The organism is Winslowiella iniecta, assembly GCF_001267535.1.
Lineage (GTDB): Bacteria > Pseudomonadota > Gammaproteobacteria > Enterobacterales > Enterobacteriaceae > Erwinia > Erwinia iniecta.
This window is the reverse complement of record NZ_JRXE01000010.1, coordinates 61,800-86,233: the sequence shown is the minus strand read 5'-3', so window position 1 is coordinate 86,233 and position 24,434 is coordinate 61,800. Positions and strand designations below refer to the sequence as shown.

22 protein-coding genes are annotated in these 24,434 nt (G+C 44.0%); 7 read left to right on the top strand and 15 right to left on the bottom strand.

Annotated features, from left to right (window positions below):
* Window positions 1-57 precede the first annotated feature (57 nt).
* Both NG42_RS08830 and NG42_RS08825 read right to left on the bottom strand, forming a co-directional pair.
* Window positions 58-783: an RES family NAD+ phosphorylase gene (locus tag NG42_RS08830; RefSeq protein ID WP_053115789.1), complete on the bottom strand. Its 726-nt coding sequence runs from the start codon at window positions 781-783 to the stop codon at window positions 58-60.
* Window positions 776-1,480, bottom strand: a complete 705-nt coding sequence (locus NG42_RS08825; RefSeq protein ID WP_052898933.1) for an antitoxin Xre/MbcA/ParS toxin-binding domain-containing protein — start codon at window positions 1,478-1,480, stop codon at window positions 776-778. The genes NG42_RS08830 and NG42_RS08825 overlap by 8 nt, the downstream gene beginning before the upstream one ends.
* Window positions 1,481-1,804: 324 nt before the next feature.
* Between NG42_RS08825 and NG42_RS08820 the strand changes: the two genes are divergently transcribed.
* Together NG42_RS08820 and NG42_RS08815 are read left to right on the top strand one after the other, a co-directional pair.
* Window positions 1,805-3,919, top strand: a complete 2,115-nt coding sequence (locus NG42_RS08820; protein ID WP_082203858.1) for a TonB-dependent receptor — start codon at window positions 1,805-1,807, stop codon at window positions 3,917-3,919.
* A 468-nt stretch (window positions 3,920-4,387) separates the two neighbouring features.
* Entirely contained in the window at window positions 4,388-5,497 is a 1,110-nt protein-coding gene (locus tag NG42_RS08815) for an SMP-30/gluconolactonase/LRE family protein (protein ID WP_053115790.1), read from the top strand.
* A 302-nt stretch (window positions 5,498-5,799) separates the two neighbouring features.
* Here NG42_RS08815 and NG42_RS22425 read toward each other — a convergent pair whose 3' ends face one another.
* The 13 genes from NG42_RS22425 to aepX form a co-directional block, all read right to left on the bottom strand.
* Complete coding sequence (locus tag NG42_RS22425; protein ID WP_082203857.1) at window positions 5,800-7,731, bottom strand: glutaminyl-peptide cyclotransferase; 1,932 nt, start codon at window positions 7,729-7,731, stop codon at window positions 5,800-5,802.
* Window positions 7,732-7,829: 98 nt separating this feature from the next.
* Window positions 7,830-8,960 (bottom strand): phosphonopyruvate decarboxylase, encoded by a 1,131-nt coding sequence (aepY, locus tag NG42_RS08805; protein WP_052898932.1) that lies wholly within the window; start codon window positions 8,958-8,960, stop codon window positions 7,830-7,832.
* Window positions 8,961-8,975: 15 nt separating this feature from the next.
* Window positions 8,976-9,551, bottom strand: coding sequence for a formyltransferase family protein (locus NG42_RS08800; protein WP_053115791.1), 576 nt, complete (start codon window positions 9,549-9,551; stop codon window positions 8,976-8,978).
* On the bottom strand, window positions 9,548-10,345 hold the full coding sequence (locus tag NG42_RS08795; protein WP_052898931.1) for an inositol monophosphatase family protein: 798 nt from the start codon (window positions 10,343-10,345) through the stop codon (window positions 9,548-9,550). The genes NG42_RS08800 and NG42_RS08795 overlap by 4 nt, the downstream gene beginning before the upstream one ends.
* 1 nt (window position 10,346) lies before the next feature.
* Window positions 10,347-11,096 carry an SDR family oxidoreductase gene (locus tag NG42_RS08790; RefSeq protein WP_052898930.1) on the bottom strand — a complete coding sequence of 250 codons (750 nt, stop codon included), beginning with the start codon at window positions 11,094-11,096 and terminating at the stop codon, window positions 10,347-10,349.
* Window positions 11,086-11,829 carry a CDP-alcohol phosphatidyltransferase family protein gene (locus tag NG42_RS08785; protein ID WP_052898929.1) on the bottom strand — a complete coding sequence of 248 codons (744 nt, stop codon included), beginning with the start codon at window positions 11,827-11,829 and terminating at the stop codon, window positions 11,086-11,088. Before NG42_RS08785 ends, NG42_RS08790 begins: the two co-directional genes overlap by 11 nt.
* Before the next feature lie 5 nt (window positions 11,830-11,834).
* Window positions 11,835-12,593, bottom strand: a complete 759-nt coding sequence (locus NG42_RS08780; protein WP_052898928.1) for a phosphocholine cytidylyltransferase family protein — start codon at window positions 12,591-12,593, stop codon at window positions 11,835-11,837.
* Between the two features lie 18 nt (window positions 12,594-12,611).
* On the bottom strand, window positions 12,612-13,298 hold the full coding sequence (locus tag NG42_RS08775) for an aspartyl/asparaginyl beta-hydroxylase domain-containing protein (protein WP_082203854.1): 687 nt from the start codon (window positions 13,296-13,298) through the stop codon (window positions 12,612-12,614).
* A 163-nt stretch (window positions 13,299-13,461) separates the two neighbouring features.
* A complete protein-coding gene (locus NG42_RS08770) occupies window positions 13,462-14,562 on the bottom strand; it encodes a pyridoxal-phosphate-dependent aminotransferase family protein (RefSeq protein WP_052898927.1) in 1,101 nt (366 codons plus the stop codon).
* A complete protein-coding gene (locus tag NG42_RS08765; protein ID WP_053115793.1) occupies window positions 14,562-15,653 on the bottom strand; it encodes an aminotransferase class V-fold PLP-dependent enzyme in 1,092 nt (363 codons plus the stop codon). The genes NG42_RS08770 and NG42_RS08765 overlap by 1 nt, the downstream gene beginning before the upstream one ends.
* Before the next feature lie 5 nt (window positions 15,654-15,658).
* Entirely contained in the window at window positions 15,659-16,510 is an 852-nt protein-coding gene (locus NG42_RS08760; RefSeq protein ID WP_053115794.1) for a phytanoyl-CoA dioxygenase family protein, read from the bottom strand.
* Entirely contained in the window at window positions 16,504-17,700 is a 1,197-nt protein-coding gene (locus NG42_RS08755) for a pyridoxal phosphate-dependent aminotransferase (protein WP_053116360.1), read from the bottom strand. The genes NG42_RS08760 and NG42_RS08755 overlap by 7 nt, the downstream gene beginning before the upstream one ends.
* Before the next feature lie 13 nt (window positions 17,701-17,713).
* Window positions 17,714-18,652 carry a phosphoenolpyruvate mutase gene (gene aepX / locus NG42_RS08750; RefSeq protein ID WP_241488331.1) on the bottom strand — a complete coding sequence of 313 codons (939 nt, stop codon included), beginning with the start codon at window positions 18,650-18,652 and terminating at the stop codon, window positions 17,714-17,716.
* 280 nt (window positions 18,653-18,932) lie between these two features.
* Between aepX and NG42_RS08745 the strand changes: the two genes are divergently transcribed.
* From NG42_RS08745 to NG42_RS08725, 5 genes are all read left to right on the top strand, one after another.
* On the top strand, window positions 18,933-20,108 hold the full coding sequence (locus tag NG42_RS08745; protein ID WP_053115796.1) for an ATP-grasp domain-containing protein: 1,176 nt from the start codon (window positions 18,933-18,935) through the stop codon (window positions 20,106-20,108).
* 2 nt (window positions 20,109-20,110) lie between these two features.
* On the top strand, window positions 20,111-21,325 hold the full coding sequence (locus NG42_RS08740) for an MFS transporter (RefSeq protein WP_052898926.1): 1,215 nt from the start codon (window positions 20,111-20,113) through the stop codon (window positions 21,323-21,325).
* 3 nt (window positions 21,326-21,328) lie between these two features.
* Window positions 21,329-22,459, top strand: a complete 1,131-nt coding sequence (locus NG42_RS08735; RefSeq protein ID WP_053115797.1) for a pyridoxal phosphate-dependent aminotransferase — start codon at window positions 21,329-21,331, stop codon at window positions 22,457-22,459.
* Between the two features lie 160 nt (window positions 22,460-22,619).
* Window positions 22,620-22,865 (top strand): YmjA family protein, encoded by a 246-nt coding sequence (locus tag NG42_RS08730; RefSeq protein WP_052898925.1) that lies wholly within the window; start codon window positions 22,620-22,622, stop codon window positions 22,863-22,865.
* An 833-nt stretch (window positions 22,866-23,698) separates the two neighbouring features.
* Window positions 23,699-24,397: a 3-keto-alpha-glucoside-1,2-lyase-like domain-containing protein gene (locus tag NG42_RS08725; protein WP_082203852.1), complete on the top strand. Its 699-nt coding sequence runs from the start codon at window positions 23,699-23,701 to the stop codon at window positions 24,395-24,397.
* The last annotated feature ends 37 nt before the right edge of the window (window positions 24,398-24,434 follow it).

Here is a 24,434-nt window from a genome sequence, read left to right as displayed (position 1 = left end):
TTTTGAAAACGGGCAGCGCACCAATAAAGAGCCCATATTCAGCATCTGACGGTTTAGCTATCCTTTGCTGAGTCCCGAATACGTTAACGTTTGACTGAACAGGCGTTCGTCATCCGGTTCTTTGCCGCCATGTGGCTCAATAAGCACAATCCCAAGCTGATCAGCTTCACTTTCAATCACCTCGATAACGGTTTCCGATTCCAGCAATATTTCTGATTCAATCTCAACTTCAAGATGTTCTGGTCTCACCCGGTCGCCAAAAAGCATTAACGCCGTATCACCATGCTGTTTAGAAGACCATTGCAGACCGTGTGCATCCGGGTAAGCCTGATAGATCGCCACAGAATATTCCCGCGTAAAAACATACTGATCGGCCGGGGAATCGAGCAGTTGATGCCTTTTCACGCCCATTTTGCGTAATGTCCTGGGATTCAGATCGGCAAGATTGAGATTGATGGCAGGTTTCATCACAGAATGCACCATCCCTTCCAGCTTGCTCAAATCAAAAGGCTCACCGGCAGAATCCGCAGGCAGGTCATGAAAAAGCGTTTCCATCACCGCCACCCCGGTATTTGCGCCGCCGTAAAGAGTAGGTACACCGTTACTCATGGGACTAAAACGTGCATCACCTTTGCCGGGATTAAACTGTATCGCCTTATAATGGACTGAATGTATCCGATAGATCGGCTTACCCACACTCCATGTTGCGAAGTTCACCTCCAGTTCCGCCTTGGGTATCGGTACCTGGCGAAAAACGACATCCTTGTCATCCGGATCAGCCATGTTTACCACCGTCCATTTCTGCTTGTGCGGCCAACATCACCTGGTCTGGCATCGTCGTCAGCACATCTTTAGGCTTTCTCCCGCCTAACCAGCTGTTCTGTGAACCAAACCAGATAGCCAGCCCCCACGGCGTTTTTTTATCGCCGAACAGGGCAATAACCTGTTTGACTACCGGGATCGGCCGATAGCCTTCATCCAGGGCATATTCCGGGTACTTATCTTTACCATTTAGCTGTAGCGCGAAAATGCTGCGGGCAGATTTCCAGCGGTTGGGACCCGCGCTGGGATTGGTATTTTTAAAACTCGCTTTTTCTGACAACTCACGCGCCGTAAGCCATACCGATTCAGAGAGGATGCGGGCATTAAGCTGTTCACGACGTTGAGAGTGACGCTCTGATCGCGCCGCTTTTTCCGCTAATTTTTCGGTTTTTCCGCTAATACCCTCGGCTGCGCGACTGATTTTAGTCGGCTTTGACTCCGGCAAGTTAAGAGACGCCAGCACGGCATTAACAGCAGCACTCATCGCAACCTGCATTGTCTTGTTAAAAACGTCGCGATTTTTCTGCACGCTACCCAGATCAATCACCAGATAGTCAGAGTCAGGACGCGTGTCTAAGTTGTGCAGCTCATCACCACTGAGGGTCTTCACATCGTAAGAAATCGGCTCACGCAGTGCGGCGCTTGTTTTAGCAGCCATTATTCACCTCGTCGCATTAGCGGATATATAGGTTATATTCATTATATTCCAAATCAAAAGCATCGTCACCCATAACGGACAAAGCGTAACCCGTTTTACCGGTTCGATAAACTTTCTGAATGTGAATGATGAGGATCATTATCACCGCCGGACATTCGACCTGCGTTTGCCGAACGCGGTCTTCATTCCGGGGATGGACACACCTCGTTTAGTTTTCACAACCCCAAATGTTCACTATCTGGTTTATCTGAAATTATCGTTATAAACTAAAACATATAGCGCTACGGGCGCTCATTCTCCTTTATTCGTCATTCCGGAAACACAATGCCAATCAAGTCGATTAGCCTGGTGAAATGCAGTCTCACCAGCGCGATGTTGTTATCAGCTTTTCCGCTGTATGCAGCCACAGAACAACCGTCACTCACCGTGACCGCCGCCGCCAACCAGACCCCCTCTTCGATTGATAAAAAAGCCACGCTCGGCAGCCTCGGCGCGCAAGAGATTCGTAACACACCCTGGTCAGTACAAACCGTGTCGCCGCAGCTGATCAAACGTCAGCAGTTAAAAAGCGTGAGCGATCTTTATCGCTATATGCCATCAGTACAGGGCGACGGCGCGCGACCGCAAACGCGCGGCATGCAGGGCAGCGTGGTGCAGAACAGTATGATTGATGGCCTGAATGTGGTCTCAACGACCGATTACGCTGCCGAACAATTTGAGGGTATAGAAGTAGTTAATGGCCTTGCGGGATCGCTGTATGGTCCGGCCAATCCTGCCGGATTATTCAATTTCGTCAGTAAGCGTGCCAGCGATATCCCACAGCACAGTCTTACCTTTGCCGCCGGCACCGGCCCCAGCCACCAGCTGGCGGGGGATGTCAGCGGACCGCTGGATAGCAATGACCGGCTGCGCTATCGCCTGAATATGCTGGATGATGAAGGTAATGGCTATGTCTCCGGTAGCACCCGGCGTCGTCAGTTGTTCAGCCTGGCGCTTGACGCCAACCTGACAGACCGGACAGTGCTGGAAACCAATTTCAGTTATTACCACTATTACGAAAAAGGCTTGCCGGGTAAATTCGCGCTGGCTAACGGTCTGTCATTCCCGTCTGCGCCGAATCCTGAAACGGCGCATCTGGGCCAGTCCTATGCGGGCAATGATAACCATACGCTGACGGCGGGCGTGCATTTCAGGCATGACTTTGACGGCAACTGGCAGGGTGAAGTCGGCGTCCTGCGGCAAATTGCCGATCGTGAATCCACAGCGGTGACCCATACCTTTACGGATAATAAAGGCAGCTACACCACCACCACCTCATCGGCCACCGCCAGCCGTTTCACCATCAATAGCTATATGGCCAATCTCAATGGCGAAGTGGCTAGCGGTGGAATTCACCATCAAATCGCCACTGGGTTACGGGGTTTTGTCTGGAAAAATTACAATCCACGCAACGGCGGTACTTTCACATTGGGCAGCGCCTCGCTGGATAATCCCCAGGCCTTTGCTGAACCTGATTATCCGGATTTTACCCGGCGTTATCATTCAGCCACCGCGACGCAGCATGCATTTCTGCTCAGCGATAATCTGCAATTCTCGCCAGAGTGGAGCCTGTTATTGGCAGGCAGTGAAAACCTGCTTAGCTCTGCCAGCTACAATAAAAGCGGTGGCCAGAGCAGCCACTCTTCTGACAGCGGCCTGAGCAGTTCAGCCAGTCTGATGTACAAACCCGTCGATCCGCTGACGTTATACGTGTCATACGCCGACAGTTTGCAGCAGGGGGATACCGCGCCCGCCACCGCCAATAATGCGGGCAATATTCTGGCGCCGTATCGCAGCCGTCAGGTGGAAGTGGGCAGCAAATTAGCCGTCAACAAGCTGCTGCTCACCGCCGCGCTGTTTCAGATTAAACGTCCTTTTGCCTATACCCATGCCAATGGCGATTACGCGCAAGACGGCGAGCAGCGCAACCGTGGTCTGGAATTGATGGCCGATGGCGATGCGACCGAACGCTTGCACGTGTATGGCGGCATGACATGGCTCGATCCACGCCTGCTGAATAGCGCCAGCCAACAGACGGAAGATAAGCAGATTGTCGGCCTGCCGCGCTTCACCGCCAGCCTGTTTGCCGCCTGGGATCTACCAATGCTGAGTGGTAGCGATATTCACGGCGGTATTCACTATGTGGGACGACGCACGACGGATAATCAAAACGACGCCTGGGTCGGCAGTTACACAACGCTGGATGCCGGTGCGGCCTATAAAACCCGGTTGTTTAACACCACAACCACCTTCCGCCTGGATATCACCAATCTGACCAATCGCCACTACTGGACCAATATCGTGCCCGGCGGCCTGAATGGCTATAGCGGCGTGGGTTATGCCAGCGCGCAGCTGGGCGAACCGCGTATGGCGCAGGTGTCGATGCAACTCAATTTCTGAATCGCAGAACAGGTTGCACCCGCTCATTAGCGCAGGTGCTTACTGATAACTGCGGCGATGAAAACATTTGCCCGTCTGGATTGACCTCAATACCAACGGGCAGAGTTTTTACAGCGGTTTTGGCCGGGTGCAGACAGTCAGATCCAGATGCAACGCGCGCGCAAATGCCAGCCGTTGCTTCTGCCCGCCCGATAATAAGGTATCGCCCTGCGGCGTCAGGATGCTTAACGCAGCGATTTTCGTGATATCGCCTGAGAGGCTTTCACACTATCAGGCTTACTGAACAGAATGACCAGAATATCCGGCACGCCATACCCCGTTAGCGAGCAGTACCCACCCTCAACCTCCAGTGTGACAAATATCTCATTTCTGCCATGCTTACTCTATGTTAATGAAATCAGAGTAATAAATAAGTCTGGCGGAGAAATGGCCCTGACGCCGACATCCCCATCCGCAATGGAGTGAACCATGCAGCGAAGAGAATTTATCAGCGGCAGTCTGGCCGCTTTATGCCTCACACATCCGGTGTTTTCATTTGCGCAATCGACTATGCAACCCACTCTGCAATCTGTTATCACCTCGCCGTGGCTGGTTAACGGTGTTGCCGTCTCCGCCCAGGGTTCGTACTTTGTTAACCTGCCACGCTTTACTGGACACTTCGATTCACCAGCGCTAGCCCGCTTAACGGAGCAAGGTCTGGTGGCGTTTCCCGGCAATCACTGGAATAACTGGCAAGCGGGTGATGACGGTATAAATACCCTGGTGAACGTCAACGCCTGCCACATTTTCGACAACAATTTGCTGTGGGTCGTCGATCAGGGTGCCCCTCAGGGGGATAAACCGGGAGCGGGGGCAGCTAAACTGGTGGCGTTCGACATCCGGTCGGGTGAGGTGAAAAAGTTGATCCGCTTTGATGAAAAATCGCTTCCGGAAGGTGGCGCACCCAATGATCTGCGGATTCATGGCGATCTGATCTACATCACCGACTCCGGCCTTGGTGGCATCATCATTTATGATTTGAAAACCGGTAAGACTATCCGAAGAGTGGCGTCATCCCTGTTATTGCGTAAACCCGATAATTTGGTGCAAAAAGGGTTTAAGGGACGGGTATTGATGGATGCTGAGGGAAAAAAACCGGCCGTGCACAGTGACGTAATTGAAGTCACTGCCGATGGCGTCTGGTTGTATTACGCAACGCCAGCCGGTCCACTTTACCGTATTCGTACCAGGTATTTGTGCGACCAGTCAATGGATGACAATGCGCTGGAAAAGCGGATTGAGAAAGTGGCAGATATCCCGTCAATCGGCGGTTCGGCGATTGACGCAGAGGGCAATATTTACTTGTCGAATGTCGAGAAACGCTCAATTGATCGTCTTAAACCCGATGGTTCGAGGGAAACACTGATTCAGGACGAGCGGCTGGTGACGCCGGATGCGTTAGTGATATCGCAGGGATGGATATATATCCCTGCTCCGCAGATTGAATACCTCAGTCCGCACAATCAGGGCGAAGACAACACGCATGCCCCCTGGTCGGTTTATCGCTTCCGTTTGCCGGACGAGGTAAAACCGGCTTGAGGACGAACAGAAGACGGCAGCGGATCTGATAGTTTTGCGCTGCCATGCCTGAGTATGCTTATTAAATATTCAGGATGCCGTTCGTTTTTCGGCGGCATTTTACCAGAGCAATCCGGCCAACTGCTTAGCAGCCTGTTTCTGCCTGCAAGATAAGGTTCCATCGACCTGAGCAAATAATCTACTCAGTGCTTTACCTGATAGCACGCCCGGCTGTCTGCATCACAAGACTAAAACCGCTGACACCTGATATTTAAGTATCAGTGGATAATTTTCCCTCAGCGGAATCAGCCTGACGTCGTCAGTCAGGTATCTGTAGTGAATTTTACTTCAAAGATGTTAGACCAGTTTTTGCCTGTGACATAAAGCTTATCGTTAACATCATCATAAGCGATACCATTAAGCGTATTGGTATTCTTGTCAAAATGATCGAGGTTGAACTGAATACCCGCCATATCAATCCATTTAACGACCTTACCGTCTTCAGGGTTGATCACTAAGATAATATCCGTATACCAGACATTGGCGTATATCAAACCCTTTATCCATTGAAGCTCATTAATCTTGGCTATTTTTTTGCCATTGAAAGTGACATGGATAGTTTTTATAACCGAAAAATCAACCGGATCGCGAAAGGTGATTTCGTCACTACCATCACTCATTACAAGGTTTTTACCATCGGTCGTTAAACCCCACCCCTCTCCCTCATAGCTGAATGTATTCAGAGTATTCAGATTGGTGGGATCCAGTACCATCACTTTTTGTTCTTTAAAAGTGAGCGCATAGTACTTTCCATCAACCTTGGTTAATCCTTCACCCCACAGATCTTCAGGCAAATCCTTAGACCTTACCAACTTGCCACTTGATGCTTCGAGAATGTTGATTCTGGATTTTTTATATAACCCGGTGGACTCAATAATGTGTTCACCATCGATAATTAACCCCTGCGTGAATGAGGATTTATCATGTGGTATCACACGAACAATCGTAAACGACTCTTTCTGTGGCACATTATCAATATTAACGTCTTTGATTGCTGCTTCTATTTGGTAATAAGTCTTAGAGGTGATTTTCCTGACAGAATCTTCCAGATCCTGAGCATTATCACTGACAGCAACCACATTGAGAATACTGTCCGAACTGAACTGAGCAGGTGAGACTTTATCACCTATGGATTTTCGCTTTAAGACTTTATATGCGTTCTCTTCAAGAAAGTCCTCATTCAGTAAGTTAGTTATAACACCTTGCTGCTGACTCATCATTAAGATAATAGAGGAGTGTCTGTCCTCCACGACTGGAAGAGTAACCGGAATATTTAATTGAAGCTGGACATTAATCTCATGAAGATGAATCCCCCAAGTTTCATATATCGCCTCAGAAATACCTCCTCCTGCTGGCCGCATTGCAATTTCACAAAATATGACATTGTCACCATCTGAAAAAAATTCAAAGTGGAAAACACCTTTGTCAGTCTCAAAATGATTTAAAACTTCACGTAATACTTGTTTAGCTTTCTCATGTAATGCCGAAGCTTGATTGGTGACAGATGAGACTAACCACTGACTACTGCTGAAGTTCACTAAGGGTTGATGATATCTGCCAAGAGTAGAAAACAGAATTTCTCCGCCGGATACCACTGCATCCAGGTGATACATCTCTGAGTCAATAAACTCTTCCGCGATAAATTGACCAAGAAAATCACTCTGTTCTGACAGAAATTGATTCAGCTCGGGAGCGGTTGATACGATGGTGATACCTTTGGAAGAGTAACCATCCTTCGGCTTAATAATGATTTTTCCAAAGGTCGCCAGCATATCAGTTAACGTGTTTATCTCTGATGCGGGCGAGTATTGCGGTAGCCTTATTGTCGTAGAAGTTAATCGTTGTTTCATTAAAATTTTATTTCGATATAACTTTGACTGTTCAACCTGCAACCCATTGAGGTGAAGAGCTTGCCTGGCATAGGCCGCCGGTGACAAATCTTCTTCGCCAGTAGAAACAATGTCTGTAATATTGTAACGGCAACTAATAGATTTTAATAACGCCGTGAGGTAGTCCTCTGAATTTACAATATCGATAAGGTGGAGTTCTTCGAAATGTGTGTTATGGGGTATAACAGAGCATTTTACAGAAAAAATATAAATGATATTTTTCCCTTTCAGGGAGCCAATCAACTCCCCATCTTTGAGTAAAGAGGTATAGTCATTTCTGGATACCACGATTATTACATCTTTCAATTTTACCTCCGGGCAAACCCTAAGTTACATTCTTATCCATTCAGCGACATCGAAGTCAGCACCAATGAAAAACTCACGAGAAAGATTAATCCCGAGTGCTATTTACTATTAACAAAATTGGTGAACGCTGCATATTGCTCTCTGGCAGGTGTGGTCGGTCTGCCCAGATCATCCCTGCTGCCAATTTTGCAGCCGATTATGAACAATGTAGACTGTTGAGTGTGGAAGAAATTTGTTGTCTCTCTGCATAATTCGTCTTTTTCAGTGATATAGGCAAACTTAGCATAACCAAAACTTCTGGCCAGCGAAGCGGCATCGAGTTCATCGAATGAGGTACTTTGCCCGCCAACAGACTCGTGAGCACAATTATTTAAGATAATATGTAAAAAATTTTTCTGGGAAGCGGCATGCTGCATTGAAGCTAAATGCATCAGCGCTGCGCCATCGCCGTCAAAACACACAACAGATCTTTCAGGTTTGTAACGAGCAATTTCAGCTGCAATGCTCGACGCGTGGCCCATACCGCCGACACATAAAAAATCAGTGTGATGAGGCATATTCAGGGATTGTCTCAATTCAAATATTTCTCTCCCTGTTTTCCCTGTGGTTGCCACAGAAATGCAGTCATCAGGTAACAAGGTTAATACATTTTTTATAGCTTCTTCCCGATTCATTTTGAATCGATTTTTAGGCGAACTTGAGTTGTGAGCAGAAAATGTATCTTTGCGCACTACTAAAAAAACAGGCTCCTGCTTCTGCCTGGCGAGAGCAACACTTTCACAAACAATTGTTTTATAACAACTATCTTTATCCACAACGAAATAGTTATATCCCATAGAATGAATAAGATCGATGGTGACACGACCCTGTTTTCGATGTTGTGGCTCATCAGCAATTTGGTCCTGACCAACAATTTCTCCTCGCCACCCGACAATAATTAGCATTGGCACGCCATAGACCTGAGGGTCTGCTAAAGAAAGCAGAGGGTTTACCGCGTTCCCCAGACCCGAATTTTGCATGTAGACAACCGGAAGTTGCCTTGTGGCAGAAAAATAACCAATTGCCCTGGAGACGGCAATACCTTCATTAGGAGTAATACTGTGGTTACTGACCAGAACTGAATCATTTATTGCATCCCCTAAGCTTTTTAACAATGAATCGGGAACACCATAATAGGTATCAATATTATTTTCTTTGAGTTCTTTTAAAAATTCGATTGGGGATATCATGATTCACTCGTTTGGTTATACTTCATTGCTTTTACGTTCTTGATGCAATGCCTCGAATTTTTTTCGCGTCATGGTAAAATTTGACCACTGTTCATTGCTGTTAAATGATTTGTTTTGCGCGATATCACGAATAACTTCTTGATATAAATCAATACTATATTTAAAAGAATCGAGAGTTAGCGCGTCAGGAAGATTATTATTTAAGATCGGGAAACGGTTAACTTTTAGGATTTTACCGGTATCCACTTTTTCTTCCATTACATGTGCAGTCACGCCAAACTCATTTTTTTTATCCCAGCATGCCCGGTAAGCACCTTTAACACCAGGATATTCTGGTGGGGAAGGATGGAAGTTCACACACAGATAACGAACACTGTCGAGAAGATATTGAGGAACAATAAGTGGACAACAAAAACTGAATAAATAATCAACTTCTCCTGATAAAAGGGTATCTTCTAACTCTTGCGTAACCTCTTTATTATCCCAACCATGTGTTGAAAATAATTTCACATCAAAGAAGTCGTTGGTAATTGAATAAATAGCATTGGCCTGCTCTTCTCTGGCTGTGGTTATCAAAACGCAAGTTTTCATTTTGTGATATCCTTAATAATTGAAGCGACTTTTCGATGTATCTTGCCATTAGTAAAATAGTTAACGCCGTCATTTGGTCGATCATGATGTGAAGAAAAGCTATAGCTGCCCCCCGCCTCCGTCAGGATAAGTGTTGCGGCAGCGATATCCCACCAATTATCCTGACAGGAGACGATCCCATCAATTCTTCCATCACATAACATAGCGAAACTATAAACATCCAAAAATCCAGGATCATGTAATGAATGAGCATGGATATTGTCGTAACACATCTGTTGGTCTATCTCCAGAAAATATTTTCTGGCTGACGTAGTAATATAAGACTCTTTGATGTCTGATATTGTGCTTACTTTTATCCTTTCTCCATTTTTAAATGCCCCTCCCTGATAGATAGCGGACCAGACATCACCGGTGGATGGGACGGCTATTGCAGCAACGACGACTTTAGACTGGTACTCTAAAGCAATTGAAATTCCCCAGGTGGGAATGCCCCTGATAAATTTCCTGGTGCCATCAATGGGATCGATAACCCAGTTAAAATCCGATAATTCAGTAGCACCTAACTCTTCGCCTTGAACGCTATCGGTCGCAAAATCGCGCTGCAATAGCGTGCGAAATTGGCGTTCAGTATTAATATCGATTATCGATACCGGGCTTGAATCCGCTTTTAAGACTATTTCCATCGGATAAACCGCTTGCTGCTTTTGATAGCCAGCCAATTGTTCAATCACATCCAGGCAAAAACGATATCTTCTGGATATTTCATCCAGGATGGTCGCCAGGTGAGTTTCCAATTTACACACCACCGCACAAGTCTGTAAAACTTCCAGTAACGAATGACGCTTCGTCACTGAGTAGCCAAAGAATTGCATTTGCAACCTCTTCAGGTCTCCCCCCTCTTTTCATCGGGAAGTTCTTTGCAATGCGGTCAACTCTTAAAGCTTCGCCTCCATCAGCATGGATATCGGTGTAAATGCCTCCCGGACGGACGCAGTTGACCCGGATACCGTCAGCAGCGACCTCTTTAGACAGTCCTGTGGTAAAGGTGTCAACAGCGCCTTTCGAGGCTGCATAATCAATATATTCAAAAGGAGAGCCGCTTCTCGATGCGCCGGATGAAACATTAACAATTGAACCGCCAGCGCCTCCTCTGGAAAGCGACATACGTTTTATCGCTTCACGTGAGCAATAAAAATGGCTCATGACATTCGTCAACAGTACCTGTTGGAATCGTTCTCCATCCATCTCAATCATGGGCATTTTCTGCTTTAAGATCCCAACATTATTGACCAGGTGGGTAATGACGCCCAGCTGGGTATCGATATCATCAAAGACCTGTTTAACCTGTTGCTCATTTGATACATCCGCCTGCAAGGCGATACATTTTCCACCCTGTTTCAAAATCTCATCACGGACGCTAAATGCAGATTTCTCATCGTTTAAATAATTTATACATACCGAATAACCTTGCTTTGCCGCCAGTAACGCAGTAGCCGCTCCAATACCCCGACCAGAGCCTGTCACTAATAATACTTTATTGTTCATAATTATCCTGATGAGTGTTATTTTTTAAGAGGAACAGTCTAAAATAGCCAAATGCTGAAAAATAAGAAAACACTATAGCTATTAGCATATAGCTGTAAAGATACCAGTTGCCAACAGAAACAGACTCATCTACTGCTGGGTAGATCAGCACGGGTAACAATGCTGTCAGAATCAAAATCATATGCTGTTTATTCGTTATTTCATACCACAGCTTTAATGTCAAAAAGTATATAAATATCAGAGAGATAAATAAATACTGACTTGCACTTTCACCCGTAAATATGATGTAAAGAAATGCCATAGGAATGCCTATCAATTCACACTTTACAACAGCAATGGATGATGTCGACACATGCATTCCAGTCTCTGCCAGGTAAGCTTTAATATATACAACGAAAACTTCCCTAATCAACATTAAGGCGATAAAAAAGCCAGGGAGAATCCCTTCACTTTGTAAAATAAAAGCAAGGAGAAAATAAGTTATTACATCGACGGCCGCATCAAAGTAGTGCCCTGACAGAGACATCAAAGAATACTTTCTGGCAACAATGCCATCAATGTTATCCAGTATAAAGATCGCGGCAAAGATGACACATATTATTGTTTTCTGGAGGAAAGATAATGAAAAACTTTGCCAAATCACGAAGAGTATTATCGTTAGTACGAAACGTAACAAAGTAATTTGGTTCGGAGTCAACAGGGGCGCTTTGACCTGATTATATTCAACGCTCATTCATTTCAGCCTTTGCTTAAACCAAAGTTAGTCTGCGTGGACAGGTGCTTAGCTCTTTCAAGGTCCTGTAAATTATCCACCTCTACCCACTCAAAATCAAAGGTTTCGTGATAACTGAAAGTCACTTCAGGTAAAATATCATTTATCGCGTTATAAAACTTAATAATTCCATCAAAGCTGAAATCTTGCAGTCTCTTTAAAAGTAACTTACGCGCCGTATTGCTTATTTTTATCGCACAGACAAATTCACCAATTGAATTTTCAATTGAGGAATCAGTATGAAAGCCATGTTCCTTAACATCGATTGATAATGCTTTTGTTTCCGGGTCAATGCGGACAACAGTATCAACACATTGACTCTTGGGCCTTTTATCGATAATCAAGCAGATATCTGCCGTTGAGGTTTTCAGCTTCGAGAGTATTTCAGAATGTAAGACCATATCGCCTTCGATATAGATGATATCATCTTCAATAGCGTTCAGGCCAAGGTAAACGCTCCAGTCGATGTTTTTAGACCGATAGGAGTCATTGTGGATTAACCGGATATTATGCGAGTCAGCGTATTGTTGACATTTATCTGCTACTGACTCAGCACAATGCCCGACAACAATATTAATATCATTTAGCCCTGCGCGCTCCAGGGTGCGTAACTGATAGTCCAGTATTGTATGCTCATCATTAATTTTCAGTAATGACTTGTGTACGTTATTCGTCAAGGTTCCTAACCGGCTGCCAACGCCTGCGGCGAGCAATAATGTTTTCAAAGTTCTTTCCTCAGTCATTCAATTGGAGTTATTAATCAAGCTTTTAGAGCGTTTTTGCATATGCTTCAGGTACATGTTGTTAAGGAAGTTGTAGAACTTTGGCATTGGTCGTTTAAAGTCAACAATTAAGATCACTCTGCGTTCGGAGGCATTATTGTAGACTTCGTGGTCAAAAACGTCATCCAGGACAATGCTCTTACCGGTTTGCCAGGTATGGTATTGGTCTTTTACGCGAATATAAGGTGGGTTAACCTCAGGAACTTCAATTCCTAAATGGTATCTTAATATTCCGGCATAGGGGCCTTCATGTGCTGCCAGGCATACACCAGGTTCTAATACCGCAATTGAAATGGAAAGAATGTTGTCTTGATCTTTAGTCAAGTTATAGATATTGGGACACAGACTCTTGCCAAGTTCATTGTATTCATTAAGCAACTTAACATAGAATAACTTCCAGTCTTTTGACACCTCAGCCGCTCTTTTTTTATCGATATCTTCATAACGAGTCAATTTCCTACGTTGTAAAAGTTCGATAATTTCAGACTGAATCAATGCGAAATTTCTGTCCAGTGTTTCACTGAACGGCAGAACATCGAGGGGATTCATAAATGGCGCGCGTTCTTCTCCTCCAGAAAACGCGATAAATTTTTTATTCAAGGTATCCCGAAAAAGATTCATTTCAATGTTTTCTGAATTATTTGACATTAATTAGTTGTCCTTGATTTAAAATGAAGAAGGATTTTTCAACGCATCATGCTTGAACAAAATAGGGAATTCTCAATCTGGTTTGTGACAAACCAGATGACCCGCCGGGTTTTCACAATCAGGTCGTTCCTGAGAGTTAACTCGGACTCGAAATTTCAATCGCTCAGACATAAAGGGATTTACACTTCGCTAAAGCTGTATACACATCTGTAATTTCATTCTGATTAACATACCCCATATGGGCAATACGGATAATCGATTCAGTCAGATTACCGTTTCCGATACCTACCGTGATTGAGAAGTTGTTCAGCAACTGCTGTGCTAACTCTGTCGCCCGAAACTTATTGTTGAGTTCTATCGCAGTAATAGTATTGGATCGATAGCCTTCTTTCGCAAACAGCTTAAAACCATTTAACTCAGCGAGCAGACGTGAGTGATTAGCAATGTTGTTATGATGATAAAAGACATTCTCAAAACCCTGTTGCCTCATTAATCCCAATGCATTTTCCAGTCCCCAAAATGCATGTAAAGAAGGCGTGGTTAGTGTTTGAAAATCGCCAGCTAAGGATTGTGCTTTTGCGTAATTAAATGCCACGCTGCCATAGTTACTCATTACTTTCGATTCTTCAATGGCTCTCTCACTGGCAAGAATAATCGACATCCCAGGAGGTGACATCAACCCTTTTTGAGTGACACCGATCAGTATATCCATTCCAAGGCTATCAAAAGGCAGATTAACGCAGCCCATACTGCTGATACTATCAACAACAATGTAGGCATCACTGTAAGATTTTATGGCAGAAATAATCTCAGATAAAGGATTTACAACGCCTGTTGAACTCTCACTATGGGTTAAAAAAATCGCTTTGAACGTATGCTGCTTTAGTATATCGACCAGATATTGGATATCGATTCCACAGCCATCAGGCGATCTGAGCAGCACTGCGTTCTTATTCAGCTTTCTCTCAACCATTTGATGAAAGAGGTCGCCATAAAAACCGCAGGACAATGTTAGCGCCCGGTCATTTGGCGCAAGCAAATTATTAACTGCTGACTCCATTGCCGCAGTACCAGAACTGGTGAACAACAAAGGCAGTGAGTTTGTTTCCAGAAGCTCTTGCAGTCCACACTGAACATTGGCAAATGTTTTTTTAAAACTTTCGCTTCTGTGGCTCATCATTTGCTGATGGATGTACTCCAATGATGATGGAGGCAGTGGCGTGGGACCTGTAATACGGCTGTTAATCATGTCAGAATGAAACATCAACATCCCTTAATCACACATTCAATTTCATGCAATAATGTATCGACATCTGATTGATTGATATCACCTGCCGTACCAATGCGAAAACAGCCTTTCTGCTTAGACGCGTATACCACAATATTGCGTTTTGCTAAGGCGGTTGAAAGACTAATATAGTCTACACCCGGCGGCAGTGAATAAGTATTTATTATCGGAGCCCTGAGCCTGGCTTTTATTACAGGAAAAATATCATGCTTCTTTAACTTCAGCTCCAGGTACTCACGTAAATTCTGGTATCTCTGATAGCGATATTCACGCCCTCCCTCCTGAACATATTCTTGCAAGGCTTGTCTCAGGCCTAAAAGAATTTGTACAGGTGGTGAAAACCTCCATTCACCATTTGCCATAAAAGCTTTTGACTGAGCTTTAAGGTCGAACGAAAGCGTTCTCTTTTTGCGTTCAATCATAAGCTCATTATGTTTTACTAACACAAAAGAAACGCCTGTTAAGCCTTGAATGCACTTATTGGCAGAGGAAGCAATTGCCACTAAATTGGGAAAGGTGGTACACACCGGCAGTAGCCCAAAAGAGCTGACGCAATCGACCAGTACCTTGAGATTGAATTCAAAGGCAACTTCCATGATCGCATCATAAGGATTAACCACACCTAATGCGGTTTCATAATGAACAAAGAGTAAGTGAGAAAACGGTTCGGACGTGTTACCAAGAAATTCTTTTAGTTTCTCCGGGCAAATGCCTTCGCTCTCATCAAACTCTTCCAGATGGTGTGGAATGCCATAAATGCTACATATATCTGCCATCCGTGTAGAATAATCACCGGAGATAAGGATTAAAACATGATCATTTTCACTAATTAAAGACGAAAGCATGGCCTCGACAGAAAATGTTCCACTTCCCTGCATTAACACCGTGGAATAGTCTGAGGAAAGTTCCGAAATAGAATGTAATAAGTCAATGATCTCATTCGTGACTTCACGCATAGCGAACGTTCTTGAGCCTATATCTCTCATTGCTGCCGCTTTCACTGTGGCACTGGTATTTAATGGGCCAGGTGTGAACAACAATTGATTATCAACAGTTTCAAGTGGCATCTTTCTTATACACCTCGATCCGTTGGTGTTGACAGGTGGAACTTTGGATTGTCAAAGGCGTTCCTTTTGACACGATAATAATGCGCGTAGTGATCTCCTGAACTTTCTGGTGCGAAAGTGAAAAAATAGGCTCTGCGGGATCCATCACTTGCATTCACACTCGAGCGGTGCGGCACAAACGAATCAAACAGAACGATGTCATTGACAGCGGGAAGTATTCTTTCCCATTCAAATTTATCAGCAATTTCGGGCAGGACGTCACCTGAATCGGGATTTCTCTTAAAAATCGATTTTCCCAGATAGTCACTGTCTAATGCACCCAGGTTATCACTGATTGACTTCCAGTTTTTTGCCATTTCCAGACAACCATTACTTATTGAAGGTTGGTCCAAAAAAATTGCAATAGTTAAGTGATAGTCAGGGATAAAGTCGCTATAGGCTGGGTAATCCTGATGGCAGCCAAATGCACCTCCACCCGGTCTCTTAACATTACACTTGTCTTTAAACAGTTTAAATCTGCTACCTGTTATTTCTGACAGGATCTCCTGAAAGTAAGGGATCACGGAATCTCTTATCTCTTCGGAATGATTCGAAATGTATTCAAACCGACAAATCTTGTCGCTGTCACCGTTTTCAGGCACAACAATTAACTTTTCGCCACCCGCTTTATAATATTCAGATAAAGATTGATCTGATTGAGATACTCGAGACAGAATCTCGAGTGATTCTTTCATAAGCAATGCGTAGCTATCTGACAATATTTGCCAGGTTTTATGGTTCATCGCCTGAGGTAAGATACAAAATCCGCGTTCCTGAATGCTCTTATGTGCGATTGCCTGGGATTCAGATGTTAACATGTCGCCAACCTTTGCATTGCGAGGTCAAATTCATCCCTTGGTGTGCATAGAACCAGTCGAATATAGTTAGCCGAATCTTCACCATAGACATTTCCTGGTACGGTTGCGACCCCTTTCTCCAGTAGTAAGTAATTTGCTACAGCTTCGCCTTTTGATTCAAACTGCTCTTTATATTTTTGCGGGATTCGTTTGTAAAGCTTTGATATTTCTGGGAATAAGAACATTGCACCTAATGGAGAACGACGCCAGTCAAATCCTGATTCTTCTGTTAATGTCGTCAGGGCAATATTAGCGCGGTCACTTATCTCCTGGCAGTTGTCTTGTAACCATTGGCGGCTGTCAGATTTAAGCACCGCGATAGCCGTTTTTTCGTTTAGGATACCCACACCAAGATACATGTAATCATGGAGTTTAGCCGCCTGATCAATCAACTCTGCCGGGGCAACCATCCAGCCAATTCGCAGACCCGGCAAACCAAATTTCTTTGAGAAGCTATTGATTAAGATGGTCTTATCTTTGAGCTTGCTGTTTGCAATCGCAGGCAGGTGCTTACGTTCGAATGCCATCGAATCATAGACTTCGTCATGAAGTACCCACGTTTGATTCTTTTCCGCAAACTCAGCCACCGCCTTCCAGTCCTGCTCACTCAGTACATAACCACTCGGGTTCTCAGGGGAGTTAACAATCATTAAGTTCACATCAGAGTATTGGTCTGGATGATTTTTTAAAGCACCCTGGTATTCATGGGAACCTGGTACACGACTTAAAGGCTGAACAACGCGTTCCAACACGGTGATGTTGCGCGAATACAGCATATATGATGGATCACTCACCAGAACCTTATCATTTGCCGAAGTCGTACATAAAACACTCAAGGTTATGGCCTCAACTCCGCCATGAGTCACTAAAACCTCAGTGTCAGGGCAAACTGTTATGCCGTAATTATCCGAGTACCAACGACTAATTTCTTGACGAAGTTCCAGTGATCCACGAGGGTCTTCATAACGCTTTAGGGTTTCAATGTATGAATCATAGTTAAGGTTTTTTTCGATTTCAGACTTAGCAGATTCTGGCGGTCCGAAATAGGGTTCACCAAAACTCATGGCGCAAACATCACCGATTTCCTTCGCTTTTTTTGAAATTGACTTTGATGCATATTCTGCTAAATCTGTAATTTTTTTGTTTAACATTATTATTTCACTCTTAAATGGTTCCAGGAATAAAGGCTAAGGCCTCTTTCACCGAGATACAGTCTTGTTCAATAGGGCTGGAACAACCTTCGCTTAAGATAGTTTTAGCCACATTTTCCATTGAGCTAATCGCTGAACGCATCATGTGATTGGCGTAAATAATGATATTAAATCCCATTTCCTTCAGTTCCTGGTAGTGAAGGTGGGAATAGCTCGTCGGAACGCAGACTAAAGGAACATTCGCATGCATGGCTCGAAACCTTAAAGCAAACTCTCTTATTTCGTTGCCGCTACTCTTACGACTGTGAATCAGCACAGCGTCCGCGCCAGCCTCTACATAGGCATCGGCACGCATCAGAGCATCTTCCAGGCCTTTGTCTAATATGAGGCTTTCTATTCTGGCGGCGATCATAAACTCTTGGGTGATTTGACTTTTTTTGGCCATTTTAATTTTGTGACAGAAGGATTCGATATCATCCTGAGTTTGTTCAACGTCATTACCCAGTAATGAGTTCTTCTTAAGGCCAGTTTTATCTTCAATAACGATCATTGACACGCCGGCACGCTCCAGCGCTTTAACATCATAAATAAGATGTTCAATCTTGCCGCCTGTATCGGCGTCATAGATCATAGGTTTGGTTGTCACATCGAAAATATTATGGATGTTCTTTAACCTAAAGTTTGCATCTAACTTCTCGATATCGGGCTTTGCCTGAAGCAAAGAATCAGTGAGCGAACTTGACCAGAATCCATCGAATTCCAGATAATCATCATCAACGGCCACGCGTGTTTTCTCAACAATCATTGCCGATATAGGGCTGTGTGATTCGATTATTCGAATACACTGTTTTGATTGTAAAACTTGCTTCAAACTTTTTCGTCTTTCACAGTTTGTAATCGATGTCAGTCCTTGCAGATACTCTTTACCATGCACTTCAGTTAATTCTTTCAAGTGACTACTCCTTGAATGCTGAGATTTCTGATAGACAGCAAAATCCAGTGGCATTAATAGAAATACCAGGACCGTTTTATTGTTATTATTCGAGAGGGTAAAAATAAAACACAAAAGTAACATGATCGCAACAATTTATTTTATTTTTTTAACATTGCTCGCAGTTTGGCGGTTTTGCCTATGTTTTCATTGAAGTTTTATGTTATCTGTTTGTTACACGGTTGACAGTTGTAAAAGATGACTATACGGTGAAAATAATGAAGAACCTGAGAGCCTTATTATGAAAAACATAATTATTGTTGGTGGACAGGATGAAATATTTGAGGATATAGATTTAGAAGGATTTAATGTCGTTTCAATTCAGTTACAGCACAAAATAGGACCGAGTGTCACTAACAAATGCGCACGGGTGATTCCTGTTTTGGATTTCACCGTCGAAGAAATTGAGCGCGCCACCTTGCTGGCAATGCAGGAACATCCTGTCTCAGCCATGTTTGGATTTGCAGAATTTACTATCCTGCCCACCGTTGAAGTTGCGGAAAAACTTGAAATACCGGGCATGGACAAAAGAATTTCAATGCTGTGTCGTATCAAACCGAATTTAAGAAAACACCTGGAGTTAACCGATTTTCACGTCCCATATTTAGATTGTCACTCTGTTGCTCAGGCAGAAGAATTTGCCACCAGATTTGGCTACCCGGTAGTTGTAAAAGAGACCATGGGTGCCGGGAGTGCTAATGTGACGGTATGCAACAATAGGGAGCAGTTAAAAACAGCGACACAGAAACTGCTTGATCACTTTGATCGTGCACTTTTAGAGGTCTATTGTGGAGGTAAGGAATTCAGTGTAGAGACACTTTCTCTCAATGGCTGCCACTATGTTCTTGGCATTACAGAAAAATTCCTTATACCAAACACCGTTATTGAAGATTCCCATATTTTTCCCGCTCCTGTTGACGAGCGTACAAAAGAACGGGTCGACAAAGCCACAGTGCAGCTGCTCAATGTTTTAGATCATACCCATGGACCAATGCATATCGAATTCAAGGTGGATGGCGATAAGGTCAGGTTAATTGAAGTCAATAACCGGGGCGGCGGTGATTTCATATGGGAAATGGTTTTCAAGTCCACGGGCGTGAATTTAATCGAAAAAACGATTCATAGTTACTTCGACAAAGAGATGAGATTGGAAGATTATCAGCCTGAGCACTCATTAGCCTATATCTCACTGTATAGTGAAACAGACCCGTCTGCTTTAATACCCCGGCTTGAAGAGTTTGCTCGGGTGCTTCGTTTCCATTATGAGCATACCGAATATAGTCATGAAATCAAATGTTCCACCGATCGTCCAGGTTTCTGCTTGTTAAGCCGTAGTTTAACCAGTGGCCATATTAAAGATGATATGGACAAAATAAAATCCATTATTAATAACAAGAATTATGAGCAAACGGCTTAATAATGCTTATTATAATTGATAAGTTTAGATCACTGCCAAATGCCGTTAAGGGTATTTTATTTTTTATACTCTTAACACGAATGACGTATTTTATGGTTTGGCCATTTATCGCTATAATTCTTTCATCCGAGTACAATCTGTCACCCGTTGAAGTTGGGTTAATGATGACTGCGAGCGCCTACATCTCATTCATGGTAGGTGTATATGGCGGGGTGTTATCGGATATTTATGAGCGCCGAATAGTTATTGTGATCGGCTGTTTGATTGCTGTTTCTGCCTATGCAACATTAGGTTTTGCTTCTGACCCTGTAACTTTTTCGCTAGGGTTAGTTCTTGTTGGTATTTCCTATTCATTTATTGATGCACCCAGCAAAGCGATTGGTAGCGATCTGTTAGAAGGGACAGATTTACGGGAGTTTTCCCTCCAGGCCAGGTACTTTTTTGTCAATATTGCTGCCGTTTCTGGACCCCTGATTGGCTTAATGGCTGGATTAAATGCTCAAAAATTCACCTTCTACGTCACCGCGATATCCTATATCCCATTTGCGATATATGCAGTGAAACACCTCAAAACAGAGGTTCATATTAGTTTATGTAGAAAAATTAACATCGGAATCAATCAAAGATTGAAATTAGTGATAACTAACACACCATTTCTTATTTCCCTGCTTGCGGGATTTTTAGCCTTTTTGTTATTTTCACAAATTGAAACGACACTACCGCAATATTTACACCTGACAAATTCAGAAACCGCTATTAAGCTCATTACTATTTTATTTTCAACAAATGCGATTGTCGTGATTGCGGTACAACCCTTCGCAGTTCACTATCTTGAACGGTTCTCGACATCGTTTAAAATATCCCTTGGTGCATCGTTATTTTGCCTGGCTTACGCAATGATGTACGCTGTTAATTCAGATTCGACAGTAAGCTGGGTGTTGATTGCTATTTTGTATAGTATATCTGAAGCCATCTTGATGCCAAATGTCAGTATTCAGCTGGATAAACTCTCGTCAAAGGAGAACAGAGGTACTTTTCTGGGTGTCGCTTCTATGGTCGTCCTGGGAATATATACCGGCCCCTTAGTTGGCGGCATTCTATTAGAGTCTTTCGGAAAGGAATTTTTTCTCATTTTATCTTTAGCGTGTATCTCGGTCGTTGCTGTTCAATCTATTTTAAATAATTCGTTGACTAATAAAGGCAGTCTGGAGAACTAACTTATGTCCAAGTTTACCTTGCAACAATTAAACTGCATCAAACCATATCTGCCTGCCAGCCAAGAAATATGGTCTACCCCCAATGAGGTTGCAAGCTTAAAATTAGACTGGAATGAATCTTCGCGAGAACCTTCGCCAATGGTTCAAAAAGCATTAATGGAATTTATTCAGTCGGATCGTTTACGTTACTATCCGAATGTTCGCAATGAAGAACTGATACAACTATTAGCAGATTACACTCAGTGTTCGCCAGACACACTTAACTACTTTTCCGGTTCGGATGCTTTGCATGAATGTATTATTCGAGCTTTTGTTGAGAAAGGCGACACCGTCTCGATTTTTGGGCCAACTTATGACAACTTCAGACTTATCAGTGAAGTGTCTGGGGCAAAAATCAAGAAAATCGACTTTAAAGATATGTTCGGAATTAGTGGGAAAGCCCCATCGCTAAGCAACTCTAAATTAGCTTATATATGCAACCCAAATAATCCAACCGGGGAATTTATTCCATCTCAGCACTTACTGCAGCTCATTTCAGAAAGTCCTGATACTTTATTTGTGGTTGATGAGGCATACGTAGAATTCTGTCCAGAACTTACCATTTCAGAACATGTTAATCACTACGATAACCTGATTGTTTGCCGCACACTTTCTAAAGCATTTGGACTGGCATCAATTCGATTCGGTTATAGCATATGCCACCCGGACTTAAATGAGTCGTTATCACTCGTCCGCAACACGAAAAGCGTTTCGATGTTCGCACAAGTATCCGCTATCGCAGCCTTAAAAGATGTAGGGTATATGCTTAACTACGTCACTGAAGTTAATAGCATACGAGAGAAAACCCTGGATCTGTTATCAACTGTCTATAACCACCAGCTCAAAATTTATAATGGAAAAGGGAATTTTTTACTGATCGAATTTCCATCAATATCGGAAAAGGAAAGACTGGTTACGATATTAAAACAAAATAATATCTACGTGAGAACATTTGATCAATCTTCACCCTTCGTGCGCTGCATCAGATTGTCACTGATGAGTTTTGATTCATTCGAATACTTCCGGGAAGTCGTATATTCTGACCTTAAGTTAGACTCTCTGGAGTTGACTGCTGAAAGACACGGCTGTCCATAGCCCTGACTGAGTTTTGGTGACTGGTCACCTGTGGAGGGACAAAGCCGATATCTGACTCATCTAACCCTTTCCGGTTGTGTTGAGAAGGTTCCGGTAATTTTCCCACGGATGATCTGGTAAAATGCCAACTGACTACAGACCTTAACCCTCGGGACTATTTATGAACAATGAAATACCGCTTAAATATTATGACATCGTGGATGAGTATTCGACGGAAGCCGCAGTACCGGTGAGTGAGTCACAACGTGACTCCCTGGCGCACTATTTCCAGCTGCTGATCACCCGACTGATGTATAACGAAGAAATCAGTGAGGACGCGCAGAAAGAGATCGCCAGAGAAGCCGGTATCGACGAGCTGCGTATTGATGAGATAGCGACGTTCCTGAATCAATGGGGCAACGAGTAGCTTCCCCATTGATTAACACACCACGATGTCAGTTATCCCTTTATAGGGCTAAAAGTGGACGTTGCTAAGTTTGCCGTCTGATTTAGCTGGCGCGAATTTTCCGGCTGAACTGATGTTATGAACCGGCGAGCTGTCGATCCTAATCTTCAGGTAATTTTTAATATTCTGATGCGGGAAAAGTACGTTCGTCAGGTCATGGTTTTGCTCCATGTTAGCCCCCTCACAACGGCTGGATCCATCCCTTCGGAGAACATCAACCGGACAACTTCCAGCGCTTTCTGTCACCGACGGTGCGAAAGTGATCCACCCTAACGGTTGAAAACTGATTCAGGGGTAATCTGCTCTCCTGAACAAGGAGAGCCTATGATCACTTTTGAGAGTCGTAGGGAAAAAACCGTTTCCACCGGAACAGTCTCCAGCCCAATTATCAAGCGTGCACCTACGCAGATGTCCCCAGCGATAAAAACGCGTCGGCAAACGGCGAAAAGGTTTCTTTACGCGGTTGATAAACACGAATACGACCAATCTGCGCGTGATACCGCTCCTGCCGCTCCATAAGGGATTTGCAAGCGCCGTTCGTTACCAGCGGCATTAAGGACTGAAATATCTGAGTCAATTGAAGTCTGCACTCGGCAGGGAGACTACTACAGCCCTGTTGCGGAAGCGGACGCTCATATCCACACCTACTCACTACTTTGGCATTTATGTATCTGATTTTTAGCATTCTAAACGGCCTATTTATTGTGTTGATTCCCCCGCCTTATTTATTTTTTTCATAATCGCCTTTATCGTTGCTGAACTTAAAAACAACTGAGATTCGAAGGCGGTCACCTGTGTTGAAAAAAAGTGGAATGTTAACGGTTGGCTGTATGCTTGCATTCAGTTCGGATGCCATCTCAACGCAGCTGATACCCGCTAAGGGCTTTATACTGTCAGGCGTCATACTGGAGGAAGGGAACTTTAAAGAAAGGAAAGGATTCAGGGTATCGATGCCCGCCAGACAATGGCAAGATCCTGACAAGGAGACGCTGACTGATCGTAATTACATGGCCTGGTTACCGGTCAACTTCCATAACGGCATTATTGAGGTCGATATCGCCAGTACGCTGGCGACAGGTGCGCCGGGCTACGCAAGGGGTTTTGCGGGCATCTCATTTCGCATTCAGTCAGAGGGTAGCTTTGAAAATATTTATCTTCGCCCAACCAACAGCCAGTCACACGACCAGGTACGGCGTAATCATAGCGTTCAGTATTTCTCTTATCCGGACTTTCGTTTCGACAGACTTCGTAAAGAGGCTCCCGAGCGCTATGAAACCTATGCTGAGGTTAAGCTTGATGAATGGACTCACGTTAAAATCGTGGTAGCTGATCAACGTGCAACGCTGTATTTGAATAACAACCCAACGCCGGCCTTCATGGTTAACGATCTCAAACTTGGCAGCACAGCACAGGGCGGCGTGGGCATCTGGATTGAGTCAGGAACCATTGCATGGTTCAGAGATTTGCAGGTATCGACAGAGAGCCAGCAGTAACAACTCGACTCATTATGGGCGCCGATTAATTAAACTG